At 65.9% G+C, this 23,202-nt stretch carries 26 protein-coding genes; 24 read left to right on the top strand and 2 right to left on the bottom strand.

From position 1 onward, the window contains the following. Positions 1-36 precede the first annotated feature (36 nt). Positions 37-633: a YceI family protein gene (locus tag H7828_RS10680; RefSeq protein ID WP_226781012.1), complete on the top strand. Its 597-nt coding sequence runs from the start codon at positions 37-39 to the stop codon at positions 631-633. Positions 634-692: 59 nt separating this feature from the next. On the opposite strand, the gene H7828_RS10675 is transcribed toward H7828_RS10680, so the two are convergent. Then, the gene (locus H7828_RS10675) at positions 693-1,877 is read right to left on the bottom strand and encodes a cytochrome b/b6 domain-containing protein (RefSeq protein WP_226781011.1); all 1,185 of its coding nucleotides are present in this window, start codon (positions 1,875-1,877) and stop codon (positions 693-695) included. 175 nt (positions 1,878-2,052) lie between these two features. Between H7828_RS10675 and fabD the strand changes: the two genes are divergently transcribed. The 23 genes from fabD (at position 2,053) to cysE (ending at position 21,915) form a co-directional block, all read left to right on the top strand. Continuing rightward, positions 2,053-2,982, top strand: coding sequence for an ACP S-malonyltransferase (gene fabD, locus H7828_RS10670; RefSeq protein ID WP_226781010.1), 930 nt, complete (start codon positions 2,053-2,055; stop codon positions 2,980-2,982). Positions 2,983-3,033: 51 nt separating this feature from the next. Next, positions 3,034-3,771 (top strand): 3-oxoacyl-[acyl-carrier-protein] reductase, encoded by a 738-nt coding sequence (gene fabG, locus H7828_RS10665; RefSeq protein WP_226781009.1) that lies wholly within the window; start codon positions 3,034-3,036, stop codon positions 3,769-3,771. 188 nt (positions 3,772-3,959) lie between these two features. After that, on the top strand, positions 3,960-4,193 hold the full coding sequence (locus tag H7828_RS10660; protein WP_226781008.1) for an acyl carrier protein: 234 nt from the start codon (positions 3,960-3,962) through the stop codon (positions 4,191-4,193). 181 nt (positions 4,194-4,374) lie between these two features. Continuing rightward, on the top strand, positions 4,375-5,637 hold the full coding sequence (gene fabF / locus H7828_RS10655; RefSeq protein WP_226781007.1) for a beta-ketoacyl-ACP synthase II: 1,263 nt from the start codon (positions 4,375-4,377) through the stop codon (positions 5,635-5,637). Continuing rightward, complete coding sequence (gene mltG / locus H7828_RS10650; protein WP_226781006.1) at positions 5,637-6,788, top strand: endolytic transglycosylase MltG; 1,152 nt, start codon at positions 5,637-5,639, stop codon at positions 6,786-6,788. The genes fabF and mltG overlap by 1 nt, the downstream gene beginning before the upstream one ends. A gap of 210 nt (positions 6,789-6,998) precedes the next feature. Continuing rightward, the gene (locus H7828_RS10645) at positions 6,999-7,325 is read left to right on the top strand and encodes a hypothetical protein (RefSeq protein ID WP_226781005.1); all 327 of its coding nucleotides are present in this window, start codon (positions 6,999-7,001) and stop codon (positions 7,323-7,325) included. Beyond that, complete coding sequence (locus tag H7828_RS10640) at positions 7,246-8,619, top strand: DNA-packaging protein (RefSeq protein ID WP_226781124.1); 1,374 nt, start codon at positions 7,246-7,248, stop codon at positions 8,617-8,619. Before H7828_RS10645 ends, H7828_RS10640 begins: the two co-directional genes overlap by 80 nt. 190 nt (positions 8,620-8,809) lie before the next feature. Beyond that, positions 8,810-9,979, top strand: a complete 1,170-nt coding sequence (locus H7828_RS10635) for a phage portal protein (RefSeq protein WP_226781004.1) — start codon at positions 8,810-8,812, stop codon at positions 9,977-9,979. Then, entirely contained in the window at positions 9,976-10,530 is a 555-nt protein-coding gene (locus tag H7828_RS10630) for an HK97 family phage prohead protease (RefSeq protein WP_226781003.1), read from the top strand. Before H7828_RS10635 ends, H7828_RS10630 begins: the two co-directional genes overlap by 4 nt. A 28-nt stretch (positions 10,531-10,558) precedes the next feature. Continuing rightward, positions 10,559-11,737 carry a phage major capsid protein gene (locus H7828_RS10625; protein ID WP_226781002.1) on the top strand — a complete coding sequence of 393 codons (1,179 nt, stop codon included), beginning with the start codon at positions 10,559-10,561 and terminating at the stop codon, positions 11,735-11,737. Positions 11,738-11,923: 186 nt separating this feature from the next. Beyond that, positions 11,924-12,514 (top strand): head-tail connector protein, encoded by a 591-nt coding sequence (locus H7828_RS10620; protein WP_226781001.1) that lies wholly within the window; start codon positions 11,924-11,926, stop codon positions 12,512-12,514. Beyond that, on the top strand, positions 12,511-12,849 hold the full coding sequence (locus tag H7828_RS10615) for a head-tail adaptor protein (RefSeq protein WP_226781000.1): 339 nt from the start codon (positions 12,511-12,513) through the stop codon (positions 12,847-12,849). Before H7828_RS10620 ends, H7828_RS10615 begins: the two co-directional genes overlap by 4 nt. Next, positions 12,846-13,256 carry a DUF3168 domain-containing protein gene (locus H7828_RS10610; protein ID WP_226780999.1) on the top strand — a complete coding sequence of 137 codons (411 nt, stop codon included), beginning with the start codon at positions 12,846-12,848 and terminating at the stop codon, positions 13,254-13,256. The genes H7828_RS10615 and H7828_RS10610 overlap by 4 nt, the downstream gene beginning before the upstream one ends. A gap of 24 nt (positions 13,257-13,280) precedes the next feature. Next, a complete protein-coding gene (locus H7828_RS10605) occupies positions 13,281-13,694 on the top strand; it encodes a phage major tail protein, TP901-1 family (RefSeq protein WP_226780998.1) in 414 nt (137 codons plus the stop codon). Continuing rightward, on the top strand, positions 13,691-14,026 hold the full coding sequence (locus H7828_RS10600; RefSeq protein WP_226780997.1) for a gene transfer agent family protein: 336 nt from the start codon (positions 13,691-13,693) through the stop codon (positions 14,024-14,026). The genes H7828_RS10605 and H7828_RS10600 overlap by 4 nt, the downstream gene beginning before the upstream one ends. A 13-nt stretch (positions 14,027-14,039) precedes the next feature. Next, positions 14,040-14,237, top strand: a complete 198-nt coding sequence (locus tag H7828_RS10595) for a rcc01693 family protein (RefSeq protein ID WP_245398671.1) — start codon at positions 14,040-14,042, stop codon at positions 14,235-14,237. Further along, positions 14,206-14,868, top strand: coding sequence for a phage tail tape measure protein (locus tag H7828_RS10590; RefSeq protein WP_425354944.1), 663 nt, complete (start codon positions 14,206-14,208; stop codon positions 14,866-14,868). The genes H7828_RS10595 and H7828_RS10590 overlap by 32 nt, the downstream gene beginning before the upstream one ends. A 10-nt stretch (positions 14,869-14,878) precedes the next feature. After that, entirely contained in the window at positions 14,879-15,511 is a 633-nt protein-coding gene (locus tag H7828_RS10585; protein ID WP_226780994.1) for a DUF2460 domain-containing protein, read from the top strand. Continuing rightward, a complete protein-coding gene (locus tag H7828_RS10580; RefSeq protein ID WP_226781123.1) occupies positions 15,511-16,413 on the top strand; it encodes a DUF2163 domain-containing protein in 903 nt (300 codons plus the stop codon). The genes H7828_RS10585 and H7828_RS10580 overlap by 1 nt, the downstream gene beginning before the upstream one ends. Beyond that, positions 16,410-16,856, top strand: a complete 447-nt coding sequence (locus H7828_RS10575) for an NlpC/P60 family protein (RefSeq protein WP_226780993.1) — start codon at positions 16,410-16,412, stop codon at positions 16,854-16,856. Before H7828_RS10580 ends, H7828_RS10575 begins: the two co-directional genes overlap by 4 nt. Next, positions 16,856-20,758 (top strand): baseplate multidomain protein megatron, encoded by a 3,903-nt coding sequence (locus H7828_RS10570; RefSeq protein ID WP_226780992.1) that lies wholly within the window; start codon positions 16,856-16,858, stop codon positions 20,756-20,758. Before H7828_RS10575 ends, H7828_RS10570 begins: the two co-directional genes overlap by 1 nt. Beyond that, positions 20,748-21,059 (top strand): DUF7742 family protein, encoded by a 312-nt coding sequence (locus tag H7828_RS10565; protein ID WP_226780991.1) that lies wholly within the window; start codon positions 20,748-20,750, stop codon positions 21,057-21,059. Before H7828_RS10570 ends, H7828_RS10565 begins: the two co-directional genes overlap by 11 nt. A 40-nt stretch (positions 21,060-21,099) precedes the next feature. Further along, positions 21,100-21,915: a serine O-acetyltransferase gene (gene cysE / locus H7828_RS10560; protein ID WP_226780990.1), complete on the top strand. Its 816-nt coding sequence runs from the start codon at positions 21,100-21,102 to the stop codon at positions 21,913-21,915. 10 nt (positions 21,916-21,925) lie between these two features. On the opposite strand, the gene H7828_RS10555 is transcribed toward cysE, so the two are convergent. Beyond that, a complete protein-coding gene (locus H7828_RS10555; protein WP_226780989.1) occupies positions 21,926-23,194 on the bottom strand; it encodes a pyruvate dehydrogenase complex dihydrolipoamide acetyltransferase in 1,269 nt (422 codons plus the stop codon). Between the last annotated feature and the right edge of the window lie 8 nt (positions 23,195-23,202).

Here is a 23,202-nt window from a genome sequence, read left to right as displayed (position 1 = left end):
AGGGGGCAGAGTTTTTCACAGTTACCGGAGCATTTCATGCACAAGACACTTCTTCCCGCGATCCTTGGCACCGCAGTCACCCTTTCTGGCGGTGCTGCCCTGGCCGAGGCGCAGACCTACATGCTGGACCCGAGCCACAGCCAGATCGTGTTCAGCTATAACCACGCCGGATTCTCCACCAGCCACGGCATGTTCTCGGGCTTCGAGGGCGAGATCCAGTTCGACAGCGAAGATCCCGCTGCGTCGTCCGTTTCGGTCAGCTTTCCGGCCGATACGATGATCACCGGCTGGCAGCCGCGCAGCGACCACTTTCTGCAGTCGGGCGATTTCTTCAAGCTGGGCGAATTTCCCGAGGTCACCTTCGAATCGACCTCCATCGAGTTGATGGGCGAAACGACCGCCCGCATCACGGGCGATCTGACGCTGAACGGCGTGACCAAGCCGTTGGTTCTGGATGCCGAGATGACCAAGTCGGGTGAATATCCCTTCCCGCCGCATCAGGGCAAGGCGGCCGCCGGTTTCAACGCCACCGGCACCGTGGTGCGCAGCGATTTCAACCTTGGCATGTTCGCGCCCTTCGTCAGCGACGAGGTGCAGATTGACCTGTCGATCGAAGCCATCGCCGCCGAGTGACGCGGGCCTGACGAACGCCTGACAGGGCCGCCGGAGAGATCCGGCGGCCCTTTTCATGTTCAGCGGCTGGCGGTCAGGGCCACGTCGATCACCACCGCAAAGCCCAGCGTCGCCTCGTCAGTCTGGTCGGCCCCGATGCCGAAATTCAGCCGGTCGACCGTGGTTTGGCCGCGCATCTCGGCCCGATCACCCTCCAGCGTCAGGGTGAAGGGCAGGGTCACGGGCACTTCGGCACCTTTCAGGGTCAGGGTGCCCTCGGCGCGATAGGCGCCATCGGTCGACAGGATATCGCCTCGGAAGGTCGCGGTTGGGAAGGTCTCGGCGTCGAAATAGGCCGGGCCCATGGCCTGTTCGGTGACCGACCCCAGGGTAAGGGAGTTGATGTCGATCTCGACATCCACCGCGCCATGGGGCGAGGGGGCGTTTTCGTCGAAGGCGATATCGGCCGACCAGCGCGAGAACTGGCCTTCGACCTCGGAACCGAACTGTTGCACCCTGATCGACAGGCTGCCCGCCTGCACCTGCCATTCGCCGCCGCTTTCGGTCAGGGCGGGGCCGCTGGCCTGGCCCGGCGTCGGCGGGGCCAAGGCCACCGAGAGCGCGAAGCCGGCGGCATAGATCGCCCCCGCGATCATGGCCGGGCGGGTGTGGTTGTGCGGGGTGGCGTCGCGTTGCAACGCCGGGGTGCCCGGCAGCATCCGCGCCAGCGTGGCGTCGCGGTCGATCAGGGCGTGCTTGATGGCCCCGGCGATGTGCAGCAGGATCGACAGGATCAGCACCTTGGTGAAGACGAAATGCACCGCGGCGAAAAAGGCGGCAAGGCTTTCGGATTGCGCCACCAGCGGCAGAGACTGCCCGAAGGGCCAGAGGATGGGCGCAAAGCCCGAGGTGGCCGCATGGTGCAGCCAGCCCGACAACGGCACCACCACCATCGCGCCGTAAAGCGACCAGTGCACCACCTCGGCCAGCAGGGTTTCGCCGCGCCGCTCGGGGTGCAGCGGCGCCGGTTTGCGCTGGGTCAGGGCCCAGAGAATGCGCAACAGTGCAACGGCGAATGCGGCGATGCCCACCGTCTTGTGCAGGCTGAAAAGCTGCGCCTTCAGCGCCAGTTCCGCCGCCGTCTCATGGGGCAGGCGGTTGGCGATCAGCCCCAGCGGAATCGCGGTGAGGATCAGCAGGGCGGTCAGCCAGTGGAAGGTCTTGGTGACCGAACCGTAAAGAAGCGGCGTGTTTGAGCGGGGCATCGTGAACCTTTTGCAACTGTGGATCGCGCGAAACTAGGCAGGGCGCCGTGGCGGGGCAATCGCAGCGGGCGCAGGGGCGCTGTGCGCAGGGGCAGCCCCGAGTTGCGCGCCGGGTCATTGCACTGTATCCGTCAGCCTTTGAAACAGATTGGAATTTCACAAGGAGGGCCACGGGATGAGCCGTGCATTCGTGTTTCCGGGCCAGGGCGCCCAAGCCATCGGCATGGGCCGCGCGCTGGCCGAGGCATATCCCGCAGCGCGCGCCGTTTTCGACGAGGTGAACGACGCATTGGGCCAGGACCTGTCGGCGCTGATCTGGGAAGGCCAGGCCGAGGATCTGACCCTGACGGCCAACGCCCAGCCGGCGCTGATGGCCACCTCGATCGCGGCCATGCGCGCGCTGGAGGCCGAGGGGATCGGGGTGGAAAGCGCTGCCTTTCTGGCCGGCCACTCCCTTGGCGAGTATTCGGCGCTGACGGCGGCGGGCGCCCTGACCCTGAGCGACGCGGCACGCCTGTTGCGGCTGCGGGGCGAGGCGATGCAGGCGGCGGTGCCGGTGGGGCAGGGTGCCATGGCGGCGATTTTGGGGCTTGACCTGGCCGGTGTCACCGAACTGGCCGCCGAGGCGGCGCAGGGCCAGGTTTGCCAGGCGGCAAACGACAATGACCCCGCGCAGGTGGTGATCTCGGGCGAGGCCGAGGCGGTGCAGCGGGCGGTCGACATGGCCAAGGGTAAGGGCGCCAAGCGCGCGCTGCTGTTGCCGGTATCGGCCCCGTTCCACTGTGCGCTGATGGCCCCGGCCGCAACGGCCATGGAAGCGGCCCTGGCCGAGGTGACGATTGCCGCGCCGAAGGTGCCGGTGGTCAGCAACGTGACGGCCGCCCCGGTCAGCGACCCCGACCAGATTCGCGGGCTTCTGGTGCAGCAGATCACCGGTACGGTGCGCTGGCGCGAAAGCGTGGTGAACATGGCCGACGCGGGTGTCGACAGTTTCTGGGAGGTCGGCGCGGGCAAAGCCCTTTCGGGGATGATTCGACGGATCGTCAAGGAAGCCGAGGTGGTGAATGTCGCCACGCCCGAGGATGTGGCGGCGCGGCTGGGCTGAACGGCCGCTGCGGGCCGGAACGATGAAAACAGGACAAGAGGCAAAGCCAAGATGTTTGATCTGACAGGAAAATGCGCCCTGATTACCGGGGCTTCCGGGGGGCTGGGCGGTGCCATCGCCAAGGTTCTTCATGATGCCGGTGCCACTGTGGCGCTGTCGGGCACCCGCGAGGCGCCCCTGCAGGCGCTGGCCGAAACCCTGGGCGAACGGGCGCATGTCCTGCCCTGCAACCTGTCGGACCGTGCCGCCGTCGAGGCGCTGCCGGGGCAGGCGGCCAAAGCCATGGGGTCTGTGGATATCCTGGTCAACAATGCCGGGATCACCGCCGATGGCCTGATGCTGCGCATGAGCGACGAGCAGTGGGACAAGGTGATCGAGGTGAACCTGACCGCCGCCATGAAGCTGTCGCGCGGGGTGCTGCGGGGCATGATGAAGGCGCGCTGGGGGCGGATCGTCAACATCTCGTCCATCGTCGGGGCCTCGGGGAACGGCGGGCAGGCGAACTATGCCGCCAGCAAGGCCGGGATGATCGGGATGTCGAAATCCCTGGCCCAGGAGGTTGCCAGCCGGGGGGTGACGGTGAACGCCGTGGCACCCGGTTTCATCACCACCGACATGACCGCCGCGCTGAACGACGATCAGAAGGCATCCCTTCTGGCGCAGGTGCCCGCGGGGCGCATGGGCGAGGCCGACGAGATCGCCGCGGCGGTACTGTACCTGGCCAGCAACGAGGCGGCCTATGTCACCGGCGCGACCCTGCATGTGAACGGCGGGATGTCGATGTACTAGGCATTGCCGGGGCCGCTTTGCCCCGGGGTGAAAGCGATTGCCTTATCCAGATGGTATGATATAGGCGGCGCACGAATTTTGCGGGAACGCTTGGCGAACCCGCCGAAGACTGCCATATGGTAGGGATCATGGCCGCAGGGCCGTACTGACAGCGGGGCATCGCCCCGAGGAACCTAAGAGGAAGTGACATGAGCGACATCGCAGATCGCGTTAAGAAGATCGTCGTCGAGCATCTGGGCGTTGAAGAAGAAAAAGTGACCGAGAACGCTTCGTTCATCGACGATCTGGGCGCCGACAGCCTGGATACCGTCGAACTGGTCATGGCCTTCGAAGAAGAGTTCGGTATCGAGATCCCGGACGACGCCGCCGAGACGATCCAGACTTTTGGCGATGCCGTGAAGTTCATTTCCGAAGCTTCCTGATCGGACGTTCCGGGCTGCGGGCCGGACAAATTGAAGTAAGGCGGTGTTTCCGATGGGATTCACCGCTTTTTCCATTTTTGGGGACGGCCCCGGCGGGGTGATGCCGCCCGGTGCGGCGCCTCTTTCACCGTCGCAAGGGGCGGTGTATCACTTCGGCAAAGAGATGAGCGGAGACAAACATATGCGTCGAGTTGTTGTCACGGGATTGGGCATGGTCAGCCCTCTGGCCAGCGGTGTCGAAGCCACATGGAGCAAACTTCTGGCCGGGGAATCGGGCGCGGGCCCGATCACGCGGTTCGATGCCGGGCGCCTTGCGACCGGTTACGCCTGCGAGGTGCCGCGCGGCGACGGCAGCAATGGCACCTTCAACCCCGACGATTTCATGGAGCCGAAAGAGCAGCGCAAGGTCGATGACTTCATTCTTTACGGGATGGCGGCGGCGCAGCAGGCGGTCGAGGATTCGGGCTGGATGCCCAAGGACGAGGAAGACCGCGTGCGCACCGGTGTGATGATCGGTTCGGGCATCGGCGGGCTGCAATCCATCGCCGACACCGCCGTTCTGTTGCACGAAAGGGGGCCGCGGCGCGTTTCGCCCTTTTTCATTCCCGGCGCGTTGATCAACCTGATCAGCGGCCAGGTTTCCATCCGCTATGGCTTCAAGGGGCCGAACCACGCCGTTGTCACGGCCTGTTCAACCGGGGCCCATGCCATCGGGGATGCGGCGCGGCTGATCCAGTGGGGCGACGCCGACGTGATGATCGCGGGCGGTGCCGAAAGCCCGATCTCGGAAATCGGGATTGCCGGGTTCAACGCCTGCAAGGCGCTTTCGACCGGGCGGGGCGACGATCCGACGAAGGCGTCGCGCCCCTGGGACAAGGACCGCGACGGTTTCGTCATGGGCGAGGGGGCGGGTGTCGTCGTTCTTGAGGAATACGAACACGCCCTGGCGCGCGGTGCGAAGATCTATGGCGAGGTCATCGGTTACGGGCTGTCGGGCGACGCCCACCACATCACTGCCCCGCCCCCCAACCACGAGGGCGCCGAGCGGGCGATGAAGGCCGCCGTTGCGCGGGCCGGGATCGACGCGGGCGAGATCGATTACGTCAACGCCCACGGCACCAGCACCATGGCCGACACCATCGAACTGGGCGCGGTTGAACGCCTGGTGGGCGATGCGGCGGGCAAGGTCACGATGTCGTCGACCAAATCCTCGACCGGGCACCTTCTGGGTGCGGCCGGCGCGATCGAGGCGATCTTCTGCATCCTTGCCATGCGCGATCAGGTGGCGCCGCCGACCCTGAACCTGGACAACCCCGATGCCGAGACGAAGATCGACCTGGCGCCCAATGCCAAGGTCGAGCGTGAGATCGACGTTGTCCTGTCGAACTCCTTCGGGTTCGGCGGCACCAACGCGGCGCTGATCATGCGACGGGTCAAGACCTGATGTGGCGCCATATCGCCTCGAATTTCCTGTCTCTTTTCATCGTGGTGCTGGTGGCGCTTGGCGGGCTGGTGGCCTGGGGCAAGGCCCAGTACACGCAAGAGGGCCCGCTGGAACAGGCGATCTGCCTGCGGGTTGAAAGCGGTTCGACCATGAGCCGCGTGTCCGAAGACCTGGCCGAACAGGGCGCGGTGAGCAGCCCGCAGATCTTTCGCATCGGGGCCGATTATTCCGACAAGTCGAGCGCGCTGAAGGCCGGGAGCTTTCTTGTGCCGGAACGTGCGTCGATGGAGCAGATCGTCGAAATCGTCACCCGCGGCGGCGCGTCGACCTGTGGTGTCGCGGTGGTTCTGAACATCGGTGTGACCGCCCTTGAGATGCGGGTGCGCGAGCTTGACCCCGCCACGAACCGTTTCGTCAACAAGGCCGAGTTCGACCCGGTCAGCGGCGAGGAACCGGCGGAGTACCTGAACGTGCGCGACAAGGCCGACACGCGGTTCAGCATCTCGATGGCCGAGGGCGTGACAAGCTGGCAGGTGATCGAGGGGCTGAAAGCGGCCGAGTTCATGACCGGCGAGGTGGATGACCTTCCCGCCGAGGGCACGCTGGCGCCCGACAGCTATGAGGTGCGTCCGGGGGCCGACCGTGGTGAGCTGGTGGCGCGGATGGTTGCCAGGCAGGAAGAGCGCCTGGCCGAGGCCTGGCGCAACCGCGACGACGATCTTCCCGTGGCCACGCCGGAAGAGGCGCTGATCCTTGCTTCGCTGATCGAGAAGGAAACCGGTGTGCCGGAGGAACGCGAGGAGGTGGCGGCTGTTTTCGTCAACCGTCTGCGCCAGGGAATGCGGCTTCAGACCGACCCGGCGGTGATCTATGGCATCACCAAGGGGCAGGGTGTGCTGGGGCGCGGGCTTCGGCGCAGCGAGTTGGACCGCGAGACGCCCTATAACACCTATCGCATCGATGGTTTGCCGCCGACGCCGATTGCCAACCCTGGCCTTGCCAGCATCAAGGCGGCGGTCAACCCCGCGACGAGCGAGTTCCTGTTCTTCGTCGCCGATGGCACGGGCGGCCATGCCTTTGCCCGCACCCTGGCCGAGCATAACGAGAACGTCGCGCGCTGGCGCAAGATCGAGGCCGAGCGCGCGGAGTGAGGCCTTTGCCACGGTCCGGTTAGCGATTTGTTAACCGGACCGTGCGCAGGTATCTGATATATAACGGAAAATATTGACTTTCGCGGCCTATTGGGATATACCGGTCAGGCAGTGACGGACATGACGAGAGCGACGGGGGCCAGCGGCCCTGCGTCGCTTTTTTTATGCCCGATCGGACGGGGGGTTCCTTAGCAAATGGGTGCCCACAGAATGGCGAACGCCGACAAGACAGAACGAGAGTCGTCCCAGCTTTTGCTGCGGGAGGCCGAGGAACACTATGCCGGCGCATTGGAAGAGCTGATCGCCATGCGCCTTTATTTTCGGGATCGGACCGAGATTTCCGAGGCCGAGATCAAGCGGGTGACGGGCAATTATACCCGCGCCACGCAGACCCTTTTTGACGAAAGGAAAAAAGTTGAAGAGCTTGAGCGGCGCAACCGCGGAATCGTCCATGACTATGCCATCGACTTCGACGCCGTGCGCGGTGAGATCGGGAGCGCGCTTGATCGCCTCCGCGCCCATCGCGGCCCAGTCTGAGTTTCTGGATGGCTTAAGCGAGGAGGCCCTGTTGGGCCTTCCGTACCTCTTTGAATTCTGGGCGATGGAGCATCAGTTGCCCCCCGGGGGCGATTGGCGCACCTGGGTGATCATGGGGGGGCGCGGGGCGGGCAAGACGCGCGCCGGGGCCGAATGGGTGCGCGCCGAGGTCGAGGGCAACATGCCGCTGGACCCGGGGCGATCACGGCGCGTGGCGCTGATCGGGGAAACCCAGGACCAGGTGCGCGAGGTGATGATTTTCGGTGAATCGGGCATTCTCGCCTGTTCGCCGCCTGATCGCCGCCCCGTCTGGGAGGCGGGGCGCAAGCGGTTGGTCTGGCCCAACGGTGCGGTGGCGCAGGTGTTTTCCGCCCATGAGCCCGAGGGGCTGCGCGGGCCGCAGTTCGACGCGGCCTGGGTGGACGAGCTGGCCAAGTGGAAGAAGGGCGGCGAGGCCTGGGACATGCTGCAGTTCGCCCTGCGGCTGGGCGATCATCCGCGTCAGTGCGTGACGACGACGCCGCGCAACGTGGCGGTGTTGAAGGACATTCTGGCCAATCCGTCGACCGTGCAGACCCATGCGCCCACCAGCGCGAACCGGGCCAACCTGGCGCGGTCGTTTCTGGACGAGGTGGTGGCGCGGTATCACGACACCCGGCTGGGGCGGCAGGAGTTGGACGGGCTGTTGCTGGAGGATGCCGAGGGGGCGCTGTGGTCCATCGGTGCGCTGGAGGCCTGCAAGGTGGCCGAACGGCCTGAGGTGTCGCGCATCGTCGTGGCGGTGGATCCGCCGGTGACGGGCGGCAAGGCCAGCGACGATTGCGGCATCGTCGTGGTGGGCGCGATCACCACGGGTGAGCCGAAGGAGTGGCGCGCCGTGGTGTTGGAGGATGCCAGCGTATCGGCGGCCTCGCCCCATCAGTGGGCGAGCGCGGCGGTGGCGGCGGCGCGGCGGTGGAAGGCCGACCGGCTGGTGGCCGAGGTGAATCAGGGCGGCGATCTGGTGGAAACCGTCGTTCGGCAGGTGGACCCGCTGATCGCCTATCGGGGCGTTCACGCCACGCGCGGCAAGGTGGCCCGGGCCGAGCCTGCGGCGGCGCTCTATGAGCAGGGGCGCGTGGCGCATATGCCCGGCCTTGGTGCCCTGGAAGAGCAGATGTGCCGCATGACGACCGCCGGATACGAGGGCGCGGGCAGCCCCGACCGTGTGGATGCTCTGGTCTGGGCGCTGCACGATCTGATCCTGGAACCGGGTGTTGCGCGGATGGCACCCAAGGTGCGTACGCTGCGTTAGCGTGGTGGTTAAACCTTTATGGGAAAGTGATCCCACGAGTTGACGTGGCCCCCCTGCGGCATCCGGCCAGGGGGGGCCGGAAGACCCCGAAAGCGGTGACAGTACGAGACCAGGTTGCGCCCCATGCGGGCGGTGGCCCGGTTGTCTGTTGCCTGAACGTGGCCCCAGGGGGCCGACAGAGGAGCGGAACATGGCGTTTGACTTTCTGAAGCGATCTGCCCCGGCGGCGCCCGAGGCCAAGGCATCGGCCACCGGGCCGGTCGTGGCCTGGGGCGGGTCGGGGCGCGTGGCCTGGAGCGCGCGCGACACCACGTCGCTGACGCGCAACGGGTTCGCGGGCAATCCGGTGGGGTTTCGCTGTGTGCGGCTGATCTCCGAGGCGGCGGCGGCCCTGCCGCTGGTGTTGCAGGATGCCGGGACGCGCTATGCCGTGCATCCGCTGTTGTCGTTGGTGAACCGGCCCAATGCCGGGCAGGGGCGGGCGGAGTTGTTCGAGGCGCTTTACGGTCAGATCCTGCTGTCGGGGAACGGGTATCTTGAGGCGGTGGGTGCCGGCGGCGTGCCGCTGGAGCTGCATGTGCTGCGCAGCGATCGCATGACCCTGATCCCCGGGGCCGATGGCTGGCCGGTGGGGTACGAGTATGCCGTGGGGGGCAGGAAGCACCGGTTCACGGTGGAGGACGGGGTGAGCCCGGTCTGCCACGTGAAATCCTTCCATCCGCAGGACGACCATTACGGGCTGTCGCCCATGCAGGCCGCCGCGCAGGCGCTGGACGTGCACACGGCGGCGTCGCGGTGGAGCAAGGCTCTGCTCGACAATGCGGCGCGGCCTTCGGGCGCCATCGTCTATCGCGGGACCGATGGGCAGGGGCAGTTGGGCGCCGATCAGTACGACCGGTTGGTGAGCGAGATGGAGGCGCACCACCAGGGGGCGCGCAATGCCGGGCGGCCGATGCTTCTGGAAGGTGGATTGGACTGGAAACCCATGGGGTTTTCGCCATCCGATATGGAATTTCAGAAGACCAAGGAGGCGGCGGCGCGCGAGATCGCGCTGGCCTTCGGGGTGCCGCCGATGCTGTTGGGGATTCCCGGTGACGCGACCTATGCCAACTATGCCGAGGCGCACCGGGCGTTTTACCGCCTGACGGTGTTGCCGCTGGCGGCGCGGGTCTGTGCGTCGGTGTCGCACTGGCTGGCCGGGTTCACCGGCGAGGCGGTGGAGCTGAAATACGACCTGGATCAGGTGAGCGCGCTGAGCGGCGAGCGCGATGCGCAATGGGCGCGGGTGGCGGCGGCCGACTTCCTGACGGACGGGGAAAAGCGGGCGCTGCTGGGTCTGCCGAAGCTGGAGGAGGAATGAGCATGGAATTCGATTTGGAGCGCAAGTTCTGCCGGATCGGCGGCGAGGTGTCGGTGAGCGACGGATCGGTGATCGAGGGCTATGCGAGCCTGTTCGGCGCACCCGATCAGGGCGGCGACGTGGTGGCGGCGGGGGCCTATGCGGCCTGTCTGGCCGGGCTAAGCGCCAGGGGTGGCAAGGTCAAGATGCTGTGGCAGCACGACCCGGCCCAGCCCATCGGTGTGTGGGACGAGGTGCGCGAGGATGCGCGGGGCCTCTACGTCAAGGGCCGCATTCTGGCGGATGTGGCCAAGGGGCGCGAGGCGATCGCGTTGATCAATGCCGGGGCCATCGACGGGCTGTCGATCGGGTATCGCACCAAGAAGGCAAGCAAGGATGCGGGCGGCAAGCGGCATCTGCACGAGTTGGAGCTGTGGGAGGTGTCCTTGGTGACCTTCCCCATGCTTCCCGAGGCGCGGGTGGGGGCAAAGGGCGATGCGCCCGAGGCCGACACCCTGCGCGGTCTGGCGGCGGCCCTCGAGGACGCACGCGGGCTGTTGACGCGGGGCTGACTCCGCACATCACCGAAAAGGAACTGCGATGAGCAAGACCGAGACGAAGTCCGGGGTCAGAGAAGATCTGCCCGAAGAGACCGTGGCCCGGGCGTTGAACGGGCTGGTGGGCGACCTGAAGCGATTTCAGGACGGCATCGAGACGAAACTGAAACAAGCCGAAGAGCGAGTGAACATGCTGGATCGTAAGACACTGTTGGCGGGCCGCCCCGCATTGGCGCGCACGGCCGAAACCGAAGCCCCGCACCAGAAGGCCTTCGAGGCCTATGTCCGCTCGGGCGATGACGACGGGTTCCGCGGGCTGGAGCTGGACGGCAAGTCGCTGAACACCGCGGTGAACGGCGATGGCGGCTACCTGGTCGATCCGGTGACCAGCGCCAGCGTGCAGTCGGTTCTGCGCGCCACCGCGTCGATCCGGGCCGTGGCCAATGTGGTGAATGTCGAGGCGACCTCCTATGACGTGCTGATCGACACCACCGATATCGGTGCGGGCTGGGCGACCGAAACCGGATCGCAGGGCGAGACGGGCACCCCGACCATCGACCGGATCGTCATTCCGCTGCACGAGCTTTCGGCGCTGCCGAAGGCGAGCCAGCGTCTGCTGGACGATGCGGCCTTCGACATCGAGGGATGGCTGGCCGGGCGCATCGCCGACAAGTTCGCACGCGCCGAGGCGGCGGCATTCGTCGGCGGCGACGGTGTGGACAAGCCGCGCGGTTTCCTGACCCATACCACCGTCGACAATGACGTCTGGGTCTGGGACACCCTGGGCTATGTCGCCTCGGGGGCCGATGGGGCGTTTGACGGTGCGGATTCGCTGGTCGATCTGGTCTATGCGCTGGGCGCGCAGTACCGCGCCAACGGGTCGTTCGTGATGAACAGCAAGACCGCCGGTGTGGTGCGCAAGCTGAAGGACAACGACGGGCGGTTCCTGTGGTCCGACGGTCTGGCCGCCGGTGAGCCTGCCCGCCTTCTGGGCTATCCCGTTCTGATCGCCGAGGACATGCCCGATATTGCCAGCGGTTCCCATGCGGTGGCCTTCGGTGATTTCGGCGCCGGCTATACCATCGCCGAGCGCCCCGACCTGCGCATCCTGCGCGATCCGTTCAGCGCCAAGCCCCATGTCCTGTTCTATGCCACCAAGCGCGTTGGCGGCGATGTGAGCGATTTCGCCGCGATCAAGCTGTTGAAGTTCTCGGCCTCGTAAGGGCTGGGCGGGCCGGGCGGGGGGTGCCTGTCTGGCCCGGCATGGGCGCGTGCCGCACGATTTCGCGTCGTCTAGCTGCCTTCCCTCCGTCTGTGCGACGCGGAGGTGCGCGTCCATCATTCGACCGTTCCGGGCCTTGGCGGCCTTCTCGGTTCGGCAAGGGTTCGGAAATTCGGAGTGTTTTCCATGAATATCGTCGAAGTGACATCAGTGGCGGCTGCCGCTCTGCCGATTGCGCAGTTGCGTGCGCATCTTCGCCTTGGGACAGGGTTCGGTGAGGACAGTTTGCAGGACGGTGTTCTGGAAACCTGTCTGCGCGGGGCACTGGCGCGTATCGAGGGGCACTGCGGCAAGGTGATCCTGGAGCGCGACCTTGTGCTGCGCCTTGGGGAGTGGCGCGATCATTCGCGGCTGGTTCTGCCCCTGGCGCCGGTGCGCGCGGTGACAGCCGTGGTGATTTCCGACCGGACGGGTGCGCAGGAGTTGGTTGACCCGTCGCGTTACCGGCTGATCCGCGACACCCACGCGCCGATCGTCATCTCAAGCGGCTACATGCTGCCGCGCATTCCGCTGGCCGGGCAGGCCGAGGTTTCGTTCACGGCGGGATACGGGGCCTGGGGCGACGTGCCCGGCGACATGGCGCAGGCGGTGCTGATGTTGGCGGCGGCCTATTACGAGAACCGCGATGCCGCCGGCGCAGGCGCCTTGCCCGGGGCGGTGGCGGGCCTGCTGACCCGCTATCGCAGCCTGCGGATGTCGCGGGGGGCAGGGGCATGAGCGGTGTGCAGTTGAGCCGGAAGCTGGTGCTTGAGGGCGCGGTGCGTCAGCCCGATGGTGCGGGCGGTGCGCTGAGCAGCTGGCAGGCGCTGGGCACGCTCTGGGCCGATCTGCGGATGGGCAGCGGGCGCACCACGGGGGGCGAAGCGGGCGCCCTTTCGCGCCAGACCTTTCGCATCACGGTGCGTGCGGCGCCGCAGGGGGCCGCGTCGCGCCCCGTGCCCGGCCAGCGGTTTCGCGACGGTGCGCGGGTTTTTTCCATCGATGCGGTCAGCGAAGTGCTGCCGGGCGGTGCCTATCTGATCTGCCACGCCCACGAGGAGGTTGCGCTGTGAGTTATGGAGTTTCCGCATCGTTGCAGGCCGCCGTGTTCCAGAGGTTGCAGGGCGATGCCGCCCTTGGGGCCATCGTGGGCAGCGATATCTATGACGCCCTGCCGCCGGGTGCACTGCCCGCCAACTATGTGGTCCTTGGTGACGAGGACGTGCGCGACCGGTCGGACAGGGACGAGGGCGGCGCGCTGCATGATCTGACGGTCAGCGTGATCACCAGCGCCGCCGGTTTTGCCACGGCCAAGGCGGCGGCGGGGGCCGTTTCCGACGCGCTGCTGGATTGGGTGCCGGTGCTGAGCCGGGGGCGGATTGTCGGGCTTTGGTTTCTGAAGGCGCGTGCCCGGCGCGTGGGCAGCGGCGATCAGCGCCGTATCGATCTGCGCTTTCGGGTGCAGACGCAGGACAACTGAACTTAACCAGACGGAGTGACGGAAATGGCTGCGCAGAATGGCAAAGACCTGTTGATCAAGCTGGACCTGACCGGGGCCGGACAATTCGAGACCATCGCGGGCCTGCGCGCCACGCGGATTTCCTTCAACGCCGAGAGCGTGGACGTGACATCGCTGGAATCCCAGGGCGGATGGCGCGAGTTGCTGTCGGGCGCAGGAGTGAAATCGGCGTCGATCTCGGGGTCGGGGATCTTCAAGGATACCGATACCGACGCCCGGGCGCGCCAGATCTTCTTTGACGGGCTGACGCCGGATTTTCAGGTGATCATCCCCAGTTTCGGCATCGTGTCCGGCGCCTTTCAGGTGACATCGCTTGAATATGCCGGGGCGCACAATGGCGAGGCCAGTTATGAGATTTCGCTGGCCTCGGCCGGGGCGCTGGATTTCGTCGCGCTATGAGCGGGAACCCCTGGGCCGGGGAGGTATCTTTGCGGCTGAACGGCGAGGTGTTGCAGGCCCGCCTGACCCTTGGCGCTTTGGCCGAGCTTGAGGCCGACTTGGGCGAAGACAGCCTGATGAACCTGGTGGAGCGCTTTGAGAATGCGCGGTTCTCGACGCGGGATGTTCTGTCGCTTGTGGTGGCGGGGCTGCGCGGGGGCGGTTGGCGGGGCAGTGCCGCCGACCTGCTGAGCGGCGAGATCGCCGGCGGCCCCATCGAGGCGGCGCGGGTCGCCGGGGCGCTTCTGGCGCGGGCCTTCGCCCTGCCGCAGGAGCGTGACGGTGCGCTTTGACTGGCCCGCCCTGATGCGGGCGGGGATCGCCGAACGTGGATTGCTGCCGCGCGAGTTCTGGGCGCTGACCCCGGCCGAACTGATGCTGATGCTGGGGCGCGGCGGGGGTGCCGCGCCTATGGGGCGGGCAGGCCTGGAGGCGCTGGCGGCGCTTTATCCCGACATTGACGGAGGAACGAGTGATGGAAACGGCGCAGATCGAGGATCTTGAGGATCAGATCATCACGCTTGAACAGACCCTTGGCGGGGCAAGCACCATGGCCGCCGCCTTTGATGGTGAGTTGCGGCGTATGCAATCGACCATCGCCGATGCCGGTCGCGAGGTGAACGTGCTGTCGGGAGGGATATCGCGCGGGCTGCGCCGGTCGTTCGATGGGTTGATCTTCGACGGCATGAAGCTGTCGGACGCCTTGAAGGGCGTCGCGCAGTCGATGGTGGATGCGGCCTATAACGCCGCGATCCGGCCGGTTTCGAACCACCTGGGCGGCATGCTGGCCAGCGGAGTCGAGGGGCTGATCGGGGGCATGATGCCGTTCGAGAAGGGCGGCACCTTTGCCCACGGGCGGGTGATGCCCTTTGCCAGGGGGGGCGTCGTATCGGGGCCCGTGGCCTTTCCCATGCGCGGCGGCACCGGGTTGATGGGCGAGGCGGGGCCCGAGGCGATCATGCCGCTGGCGCGCGGCGCCGACGGACGCCTTGGGGTGCGGGCGGCGGGCGGGGGTGGCCCCGTGACCGTGGTGATGAACATCACCACCCCCGATGTTCAGGGGTTCCGGCGCAGTCAAAGCCAGATCGCCGCCCGCATGGGCCGTGCTTTGGGACAGGGCCAGCGCAACCGTTGAGGAGAAGAGCATGTCATTCCATGAAATAAGGTTCCCGGCGAACCTGTCGTTCGGATCGGTGGGCGGCCCGGAACGGCGCACCGAGATCGTGACCCTTGCCAATGGCTTTGAGGAGCGCAACACGCCCTGGTCCCATTCGCGCCGCCGCTATGACGCGGGGCTGGGGATGCGGTCGCTGGACGATGTGGAGCTTTTGCTGGCCTTCTTCGAGGCGCGGCGGGGGCAGTTGCACGCCTTTCGCTGGAAGGATTGGGCCGATTTCAAATCCTGCCCGGCGTCACGCAGCCCCGATTACAACGACCAGGTTATCGGCCATGGCGACGGTGTGAACGCCGCATTCCGGCTAAGCAAGACCTATGAGGCAGGAACAAATCCCTATGTCCGCCCGGTGAGCAAGCCCGTTGCAGGCACGGTGACCCTGGGCCTTGAAGGGGATCTGCTGCGCGAGGCGGTGCATTTCGACCTGGATGTGACCACGGGCGTCGTCACCCTTTACAAAGTGCCCCCGGCGGGCGCCGAAATCACGGCGGGGTTCGAATTCGACGTGCCGGTGCGGTTCGACACCGACCTGATCCAGGTTTCCGTGGCCAGCTTCAAGGCTGGCGATGTGCCCAATGTGCCAATCGTGGAGGTGCGGGTATGATGGGCATTTCCGAGGCGTTTCAATCGCACCTCGACAGCGGTGCCACCACCGTTTGCCGCTGCTGGCTGGTGGTGCGACGGGATGGCCGGACCTTCGGCTTCACCGATCACGATGACACCCTGCGCTTTGACAGCAGGGTTTTCCTGGCATCCGAGGGCATGTCGGCGCGCGCGCTTGAGCAGACCACCGGGCTTGCCGTCGATAACTCGGAAGCGTTGGGCGTTCTGAGCGATGCGTCGGTCAGCGAGGCCGATATTCGCGCGGGGCTGTTTGACGGGGCCGAGGTGATGGCCTGGCTGGTGAACTGGGCGGATACCGATCAGCGGATCCTGCAGTTTCGCGGCACCCTTGGGGAGATCCAGCGCACCGGCGGCGCTTTCCGCGCCGAGCTGCGTGGCCTGACCGAGGCGCTGAACCAGCCTCAGGGGCGGGTCTATCAGGCGCCCTGTGCCGCCGTCTTGGGGGATCGGGCCTGCGGGTTTGACCTGAGCACGCCCGGATATTGCGAAAAGCGCGCGGTTGAAACGGTCGAGGGGCGCAAGTTCTTTCGTTTTGCAGCGCTTGAAGGGTTCGACGACCGGTGGTTCGAGCGCGGCCGGCTGATTGTCGAAACGGGGGCGGCCAAGGGGATCGTGGCGGCGATCAAAAACGACCGCCTGAGTGCGAAGGGCCGCACCATCGAGGTCTGGGAAGTGCTGCGGCTGGATATCCGGCCCGGAGATTTGATCCGGCTGGAGGCGGGATGCGACAAACGGGTTGCGACCTGCCGGTTGAAGTTCGACAACATCCTGAATTTTCGCGGCTTTCCCGACATTCCCGGCGAAGATTGGCTGATGGCCTATCCGTCAAGCGGTGACGACAACTCGGGCGGGTCGCTTTCGGTGCGGAGGCGGCAGGGATGAGCCATGGCAACCCGGCGGCTGTGGCCATCGCGCGGCAATGGATCGGCACGCCCTATCTTCACCAGGCGTCATGTCTTGGGGCGGGGGCGGATTGCCTTGGCCTGGTTCGGGGCATCTGGCGCGGTCTGAACGGCGAGGAACCGGCGGCGGTGCCGCCCTACACGCCCGACTGGTCGGAACCGCGCCGCCAGGAGCGGCTGTGGCATGCTGCGCGGCTGCATCTGGTGGAGCGCCCCCTTGGCGCGCTTCTGCCAGGTGACGTGGTGCTGTTTCGCATGCGCGACGGCGGGGTCGCCAAGCACCTTGGCGTGATCTCGCAAGCCGGTGCACGGGCCGCGTTCATCCACGCCTATACCGGGCATGGCGTGATCGAAAGCCCGCTGAGCGCCCCATGGCAGCGCCGCATCGTGGCGCGCTTCGAATTTCCCGACAGGAGGCTTTGATGGCCACGATCGTTCTTTCCGCAATCGGTGCGGCCGCGGGTGCAAGCCTGGGCGGCGGTGTTCTGGGGCTGTCCTCGGTCGTGATCGGCCGTGCCGTGGGCGCGACCCTGGGGCGGGTCATCGACCAGTCGATCCTTGGTGCCGGATCCCAAGCGGTGGAAACCGGAAAGGTCGAGAGGTTTCGCCTGACGGGTGCCAGTGAAGGCGCGCCGATCAACCAGGTGCACGGGCGCTGCCGGATCTCGGGGCAGGTGATCTGGGCCTCGCGCTTCCTTGAGAGGGCGACGACCAGTGGTGGCGGCAAGGGCGCGCCGTCGGGGCCCAGCACGACCAGCTTCAGCTATTCGGTGTCCTTTGCCATTGCGCTGTGTGAGGGCGAGATTTCGCGCGTCGGTCGCATCTGGATCGATGGGGCCGAGGCGCGTTTGGACGATCTGAACCTGCGCGTCTATCCCGGTTCGCAGGATCAGTTGCCCGACCCCAGGATCGAGGCAATCGAGGGCGCCGGGAATGTACCGGCCTATCGCGGCATCGCCTATGTGGTCTTCGAGGATCTGGACCTGGCGCCCTATGGCAACCGTGTCCCACAGTTCAGCTTCGAGGTTATGCGCCCCGAACTGGCCGCCGAGGCGGGCACGCCGGACCTGGCGCGCAGCATTCGTGGTGTCGCGCTGATGCCGGGAACCGGGGAATATGCCCTGGCGACAACGCCTGTGAGATTCGAGCAGGAGCCGGGCGTTTCCAGCTTCATCAACATCAATTCACCGCTTGGAAAGACGGACTTCGCCGCGTCGCTTGAGGCGATGACAGGCGAGTTGCCCAATTGCGGTGCGACATCGCTGGTGGTGTCGTGGTTCGGCAACGATCTGCGTTGCGGAACCTGCGAGATCGCTCCGAAGGTCGAGCAGGGCAATTTCGAGGGGGTCGAGATGCCCTGGACGGTCTCGGGCCTGACCCGCGGGACGGCGATGTCGCTGCCCGAAGTGGACGGCAAGGTGATCTATGGCGGCACCCCGACCGACCAGTCGGTGAAAGAGGCCATCACGGCCCTGCGTAACGCGGGCCAGGCGGTGATGTTCTATCCCTTCATCCTGATGGAGCAGCTTGCCGACAACGGATTGCCCGATCCCTATTCAGACGCCGAAGATCAACCGGCACTCCCTTGGCGTGGTCGTATCACAACCTCGGTCGCATCGGGGCGGGCAGGGACGCCCGACAAGACCGCCCAGGCCGAAGCAGAGGTTGCCGCGTTCTTCGGAATGGCGGCACCGACGGATTTCACGGTGACCGATGCGGGGGTGGATTACACCGGCCCGCAGGAGTTTTCGTATCGCCGCTTCATCCTGCACTATGCGCATCTTTGTGTGGCGGCGGGGGGCGTCGATTCCTTCTGTATCGGTTCGGAAATGCGCGGTCTGACCCAAGTGCGTGGTGCCGGGGATAGCTTTCCGGCGGTGGCGGCCCTGCGGCAACTGGCGCAGGATGTGCGCACCATTGTCGGGCCGGATTGCAAGATCGGGTATGCCGCCGACTGGTCCGAGTATTTCGGGTATCATCCGCAGGATGGTTCGGGGGATGTGCTGTTCCATCTCGATCCGCTTTGGGCGGATGATGCGGTCGATTTCATCGGGATCGACAACTACATGCCCCTGGCCGATTGGCGCGATGGCTTCGAACATGCCGATGGTGCCTGGGGTTCGATTCATGACCTTGAGTATCTGAAAGCCAACATCGCGGGCGGCGAAGGGTACGATTGGTATTATCACGCCCCCGAAGCCGAGGCGATCCAACTGCGCACACCGATCACGGATGGCGCCCATGGAGAGCCTTGGGTGTTTCGCTACAAGGATCTGAAGGGGTGGTGGTCGAACGCGCATCATGACCGCAAGGGTGGGGTGCGCGATCCGATGGCGACGGCATGGGTGCCCGGAAGCAAGCCGATCTGGTTCACCGAATACGGCTGTGCCGCAATCGACAAGGGCGCGAACCAGCCCAACAAGTTTCTTGACCCCAAATCCAGCGAAAGCGATCTGCCCCGGCATTCAAGCGGGCGGCGCGACGATCTGATGCAGATGCAGTATCTGCGGGCGATGCAATCCTATTGGTCGGACGCGGAGCACAACCCGGTTTCCGAGATCTATGGCGGGCCAATGGTGGACATGTCGCGCGGCCATGTCTGGGCCTGGGATGCGCGGCCCTATCCGTTCTTTCCGGGCAATTCCGGGTTGTGGAGCGATGGCGCGAACTATGCGCGGGGGCATTGGATCACGGGGCGGGCGACGGCGCGGGCCCTTTCATCGGTGGTGCGCGAGATCTACGCGCAATCCGGGGTACGCGATGTCGATGTCCGCAGGCTCTACGATGTGGTGCGGGGCTATGTGGTCGGTGATGTCAGTGGCGCAAGAGCGCGGTTGCAGCCCTTGATGATGGCTTACGGGTTCGACGCGATCGAGCGCGAGGGCCAATTGATCTTCCAGACGCGGGATGGGCGCCCGATGGGCGAGATCGACCCGGCGCGCGTGGCTGTCACTGACGACCTTGACGGGGATATCGACGCACTGCGCCAGCCCGAGGCGGATACGGTCGGTCGCTTGCGGCTGAACTTCGTCGCCGCCGATGGCGATTTCGAGGTGCAGGCCGCCGAGGCGATATTCCCAAGCGAACAGAGCTTCGGCGTGTCGCAATCCGAGTTCCCTCTTGTGCTGACCCGGGCCGAGGCAACCGGCATCGTCGAGCGCTGGCTGGCGGAATCCCGCGTTGCCCGCGACCGGTTGAAATTTTCGCTGCCACTGTCGCAGATGCGGTACGGGGCGGGCGATGTTCTGGGCGTTCATGGCGGGCTATATCGCGTGGACCATGTGGAGCAGGCCGGACAGCAGATGATCGAGGCGGTCCGCATTGAACCCGAGCTTTACGAGCCGAGCGATGCCGTGGACACTGCTGTGCGGCTTGCCCCCTTCGTGGCGCCGGTGCCCGTGCTGCCGGTGTTCCTGAATCTGCCGCTTCTGACCGGCGCAGAGGTGCCCCATGCGCCCCATATCGCGGTTGCCGGCCGGCCCTGGCCCGGGTCGGTCGCGGTTTACGACTCGGCGCTTGAGGATGGTTTTGTCCTGAATCGCCTGATCAGTCGGCAGGCCACCATCGGTGTCACCGAGACGACGCTTTTCGCGGCCAATCCCGGAATGTTCGACAACGGCCCTTCGCTGAGGGTGCGATTGCTGAGCGGGGCGCTCGAGTCGGTCTCGATCGCGCGGCTGCTTGCCGGAAGCAACGCAATGGCCATTGGGACAGGGAATGACGACACTTGGGAGGTCTTCCAGTTCGGACAGGCCGACCTTGTGGGAGAGCGTACCTATGACCTGACGCAGCGATTGCGTGGCCAGGCCGGAACTGACGCCTTGATGCCTCATGAGTGGCCGGCAGGCAGCCGTGTCGTGCTTCTGGATGCTGCGGTCGGTCAGTTGAGCCTCGAGTCCGCCAATCGGGGGTTGTCGCGGTTCTATCGTGTTGGTCCGGCGGCCCGTCATCTGGACGATCCGACCTTTGTCGAACGCCAGCGGGCCTTCGATGGTGTTGGCCTGCGCCCCTATGCGCCTGTGCATCTGACGTTGCGCGCTGTGGGCGCAGACCTGTCCGCCAGCTGGATCAGGCGCACGCGGATCGATGGGGACCCCTGGGGCGAAAGCGACGTTCCCCTTGGCGAGTCGGTTGAACAATACGCCGTGCGGGTGGTGAAGAACGGGGCTGTCCTGCGCTCGCTTACCGTCGATTCACCGCAGTGGACCTATGGCGCTGCGCAGCAGGCTGCGGACGGGGCGGTTGCGCCCTTTGCCATTGAGGTTGCGCAGGTGTCTGACCGGTACGGTCCGGGGCTGTTCCGGCGGGCCGTTCATGGCGGATGATGTGCCGGCGCGGCTCTGGCTGGGGGATGCAAGCGCGGCGGCCCGCGTGTTGCGTGCCAGGCCAGCGCATCGCCGCGCATGGCTGCGCAAAAGGATGCTGCACGAAATGGAGCGCGCCCGTGCCCATGTGGCACGCACCGGGCGGGCCCCTCCGCGCAGGGGTGACGGCAGCCTGATCGCGGTGGCCTTGCGGCGCAAACCGGCCGGCGAACCGCCGCTGAGTGATGCGGTGTTCTGCGAATGTCTGGTGGATGTTCTGATGTGTCTGGCGCAAATGCGGGGTTGCACGGTGGCGCATTGACCCCAAGTGTTGTATGCGGCCCGGATCGAAAGGATACGCCATGCCCGACGCCAAGGAACACGTCTCGCAGATCGACCCGGTCTGGTCGCAGATCATCAGCGAAGCGCGAAAGGCGATCGCGGATGAGCCTTTGCTGGGCGGGCTGATCCACTCCAGCATCCTGCACCACAAGAGCCTTGAAAAGGCGCTGGCCTATCGCGTTTCCCTCAAGCTGGCGTCAGGCGAGATGTCCGAACAGATCCTGCGCGAGATCGCGGATGGGGGCTATGCCACCGATCCCTGGCTGGGCGATGCCGCGCGGGCCGATCTTGTCGCCGTGCTTGACCGTGATCCGGCCTGCCACCGGTTGCTGCAACCGCTGCTGTATTTCAAGGGATACCAGGCGGTTCAGGCCTTCCGCCTCGGTCATTGGCTGTGGCAGCAAGGCCGGCACGATCTGGCCTATTTCCTGCAGATGCGCATAAGCGAGGTTTTCGGAATCGACATCCACCCGGGCGCGCGCCTTGGTCGTGGCATCATGATCGACCATGCCCATTCCATCGTCATCGGGGAAACGGCCGTGGTGGGCGACAATGTGTCGATGTTGCATTCCGTCACCCTGGGCGGAACCGGCAAGGAAGACGATGATCGCCACCCCAAGATCGGGGATGGTGTGCTGATCGGAGCAGGGGCCAAGGTTCTGGGCAATATCCACATCGGTCATTGCACCCGTATTGCCGCCGGCTCTGTGGTTCTGGAGGATGTGCCGCCGATGAAGACCGTGGCGGGCGTGCCTGCGCGGATCGTGGGCGAGGCAGGATGCGATCAGCCCGCCGTCAGCATGAACCACCTTTTGCGCCGCTCATCCGACGGCTGAGCATTCGCCCCTAGGCTAGCATGGCCAGGGGGTTCTCAAGGTTCTCCTTGATCGCATTCAGCAATTCGGCCCCCAGTGCGCCGTCGATCACCCGGTGATCGACCGACAGCGTGACCGACATCACCGTGGCAACGGCAAGGTTTCCGTCATCATCCACCACGGCTTTGCGCGTTCCGGCCCCCACGGCCAGGATCGCGCCATGGGGCGGATTGATGACCGCGTCGAAGTTGTCGATACCGAACATCCCGAGGTTCGAGATGGCGAAACTGCCGCCCTGGTATTCCTGCGGGGCCAGCTTGCGGTCGCGTGCACGGCTGGCCAGATCCTTCATCTCGGCGGAAAGCGTGCTGAGCGTCTTGCTCTCGGCGTCTTTCAGGACCGGCGTGAACAATCCGCCCTCGATCGCGACGGCCACGGCCACGTCCGAGGGTTCCAGTTGCAGGATGCGATCGCCCGCCCAGACGGCATTGGCCGCCGGCACCTGTTGCAAAGCAAGGGCACAGGCCTTGATGATGAAGTCATTGACCGAAAGCTTGACCCCGCGACCGGCCAACTGACCGTTCAGTTGGGCGCGGAAGGCCTGAAGGGCGTCAAGCCGGATGTCGCGGCGCAAATAGAAATGCGGGATGGTCTGCTTGGCCTCGCTCAGGCGCGAGGCGATCGTCTTGCGCATGCCGTCCAGCGTGATTTCCTTGTGCGGCCGGTCGGCATATTGCGCCGCGACCTTGTTGCCGCCACTGGCGCTTGCCGTTTCTTTCGGCGGTTGTGTCGCCTTGGCCTTGGGGGCGGTGGCGGCTTCCACATCGGCCTTCACGATGCGCCCCTTGGGCCCGGTCCCTTTCATGCTGCGCAGGTCCAAACCCTTGTCGGCGGCCAGGCGGCGGGCAAGGGGCGAGGCAAAGACCCGCCCGCCCTCGTCGGCCTTGGGCGCGGCGACAGGATTCTGCGCCGCAGCGGGCGCTTTGGGGGCGGGCTTAGCCACCTCGGGTTCGGGTGTTTGGGGCGCTGATGTCGTGGCGATGTCTGCGGCACTTTCCCCCTCGGCCAGCAGCACGGCGATGGGGCTGTTCACCTTCACGCCCTCGCTGCCCTCGGGCACCAGGATCTTGCCGATCACGCCTTCGTCGACGGCCTCGAACTCCATCGTGGCCTTGTCGGTTTCGATTTCGGCCAGCAGATCGCCCGACGAGACCACATCGCCTTCCTTGACCAGCCAGCGGGCCAGGGTGCCTTCCTCCATGGTGGGCGACAGGGCGGGCATCAGGATCTCGGTCGGCATTTCAGTCT

The organism is Oceaniglobus trochenteri (assembly GCF_020529025.1).
GTDB classification, from domain to species: Bacteria; Pseudomonadota; Alphaproteobacteria; order Rhodobacterales; family Rhodobacteraceae; genus Oceaniglobus; species Oceaniglobus trochenteri.
This window is presented reverse-complemented; position numbering and strand designations above follow the sequence as displayed.

What these genes read in the sequence shown, in the direction of transcription:
- H7828_RS10680 (WP_226781012.1), top strand. Translation starts at nt 37, where the DNA reads ATGCACAAGACACTTCTTCCCGCGATCCTTGGCACCGCAGTCACCCTT.
- H7828_RS10675 (WP_226781011.1), bottom strand. Translation starts at nt 1,877, where the DNA reads ATGCCCCGCTCAAACACGCCGCTTCTTTACGGTTCGGTCACCAAGACC.
- fabD (WP_226781010.1), top strand. Translation starts at nt 2,053, where the DNA reads ATGAGCCGTGCATTCGTGTTTCCGGGCCAGGGCGCCCAAGCCATCGGC.
- fabG (WP_226781009.1), top strand. Translation starts at nt 3,034, where the DNA reads ATGTTTGATCTGACAGGAAAATGCGCCCTGATTACCGGGGCTTCCGGG.
- H7828_RS10660 (WP_226781008.1), top strand. Translation starts at nt 3,960, where the DNA reads ATGAGCGACATCGCAGATCGCGTTAAGAAGATCGTCGTCGAGCATCTG.
- fabF (WP_226781007.1), top strand. Translation starts at nt 4,375, where the DNA reads ATGCGTCGAGTTGTTGTCACGGGATTGGGCATGGTCAGCCCTCTGGCC.
- mltG (WP_226781006.1), top strand. Translation starts at nt 5,637, where the DNA reads ATGTGGCGCCATATCGCCTCGAATTTCCTGTCTCTTTTCATCGTGGTG.
- H7828_RS10645 (WP_226781005.1), top strand. Translation starts at nt 6,999, where the DNA reads ATGGCGAACGCCGACAAGACAGAACGAGAGTCGTCCCAGCTTTTGCTG.
- H7828_RS10640 (WP_226781124.1), top strand. Translation starts at nt 7,246, where the DNA reads ATGCCATCGACTTCGACGCCGTGCGCGGTGAGATCGGGAGCGCGCTTG.
- H7828_RS10635 (WP_226781004.1), top strand. Translation starts at nt 8,810, where the DNA reads ATGGCGTTTGACTTTCTGAAGCGATCTGCCCCGGCGGCGCCCGAGGCC.
- H7828_RS10630 (WP_226781003.1), top strand. Translation starts at nt 9,976, where the DNA reads ATGAGCATGGAATTCGATTTGGAGCGCAAGTTCTGCCGGATCGGCGGC.
- H7828_RS10625 (WP_226781002.1), top strand. Translation starts at nt 10,559, where the DNA reads ATGAGCAAGACCGAGACGAAGTCCGGGGTCAGAGAAGATCTGCCCGAA.
- H7828_RS10620 (WP_226781001.1), top strand. Translation starts at nt 11,924, where the DNA reads ATGAATATCGTCGAAGTGACATCAGTGGCGGCTGCCGCTCTGCCGATT.
- H7828_RS10615 (WP_226781000.1), top strand. Translation starts at nt 12,511, where the DNA reads ATGAGCGGTGTGCAGTTGAGCCGGAAGCTGGTGCTTGAGGGCGCGGTG.
- H7828_RS10605 (WP_226780998.1), top strand. Translation starts at nt 13,281, where the DNA reads ATGGCTGCGCAGAATGGCAAAGACCTGTTGATCAAGCTGGACCTGACC.
- H7828_RS10600 (WP_226780997.1), top strand. Translation starts at nt 13,691, where the DNA reads ATGAGCGGGAACCCCTGGGCCGGGGAGGTATCTTTGCGGCTGAACGGC.
- H7828_RS10595 (WP_245398671.1), top strand. Translation starts at nt 14,040, where the DNA reads ATGCGGGCGGGGATCGCCGAACGTGGATTGCTGCCGCGCGAGTTCTGG.
- H7828_RS10585 (WP_226780994.1), top strand. Translation starts at nt 14,879, where the DNA reads ATGTCATTCCATGAAATAAGGTTCCCGGCGAACCTGTCGTTCGGATCG.
- H7828_RS10580 (WP_226781123.1), top strand. Translation starts at nt 15,511, where the DNA reads ATGGGCATTTCCGAGGCGTTTCAATCGCACCTCGACAGCGGTGCCACC.
- H7828_RS10575 (WP_226780993.1), top strand. Translation starts at nt 16,410, where the DNA reads ATGAGCCATGGCAACCCGGCGGCTGTGGCCATCGCGCGGCAATGGATC.
- H7828_RS10570 (WP_226780992.1), top strand. Translation starts at nt 16,856, where the DNA reads ATGGCCACGATCGTTCTTTCCGCAATCGGTGCGGCCGCGGGTGCAAGC.
- H7828_RS10565 (WP_226780991.1), top strand. Translation starts at nt 20,748, where the DNA reads ATGGCGGATGATGTGCCGGCGCGGCTCTGGCTGGGGGATGCAAGCGCG.
- cysE (WP_226780990.1), top strand. Translation starts at nt 21,100, where the DNA reads ATGCCCGACGCCAAGGAACACGTCTCGCAGATCGACCCGGTCTGGTCG.
- H7828_RS10555 (WP_226780989.1), bottom strand. Translation starts at nt 23,194, where the DNA reads ATGCCGACCGAGATCCTGATGCCCGCCCTGTCGCCCACCATGGAGGAA.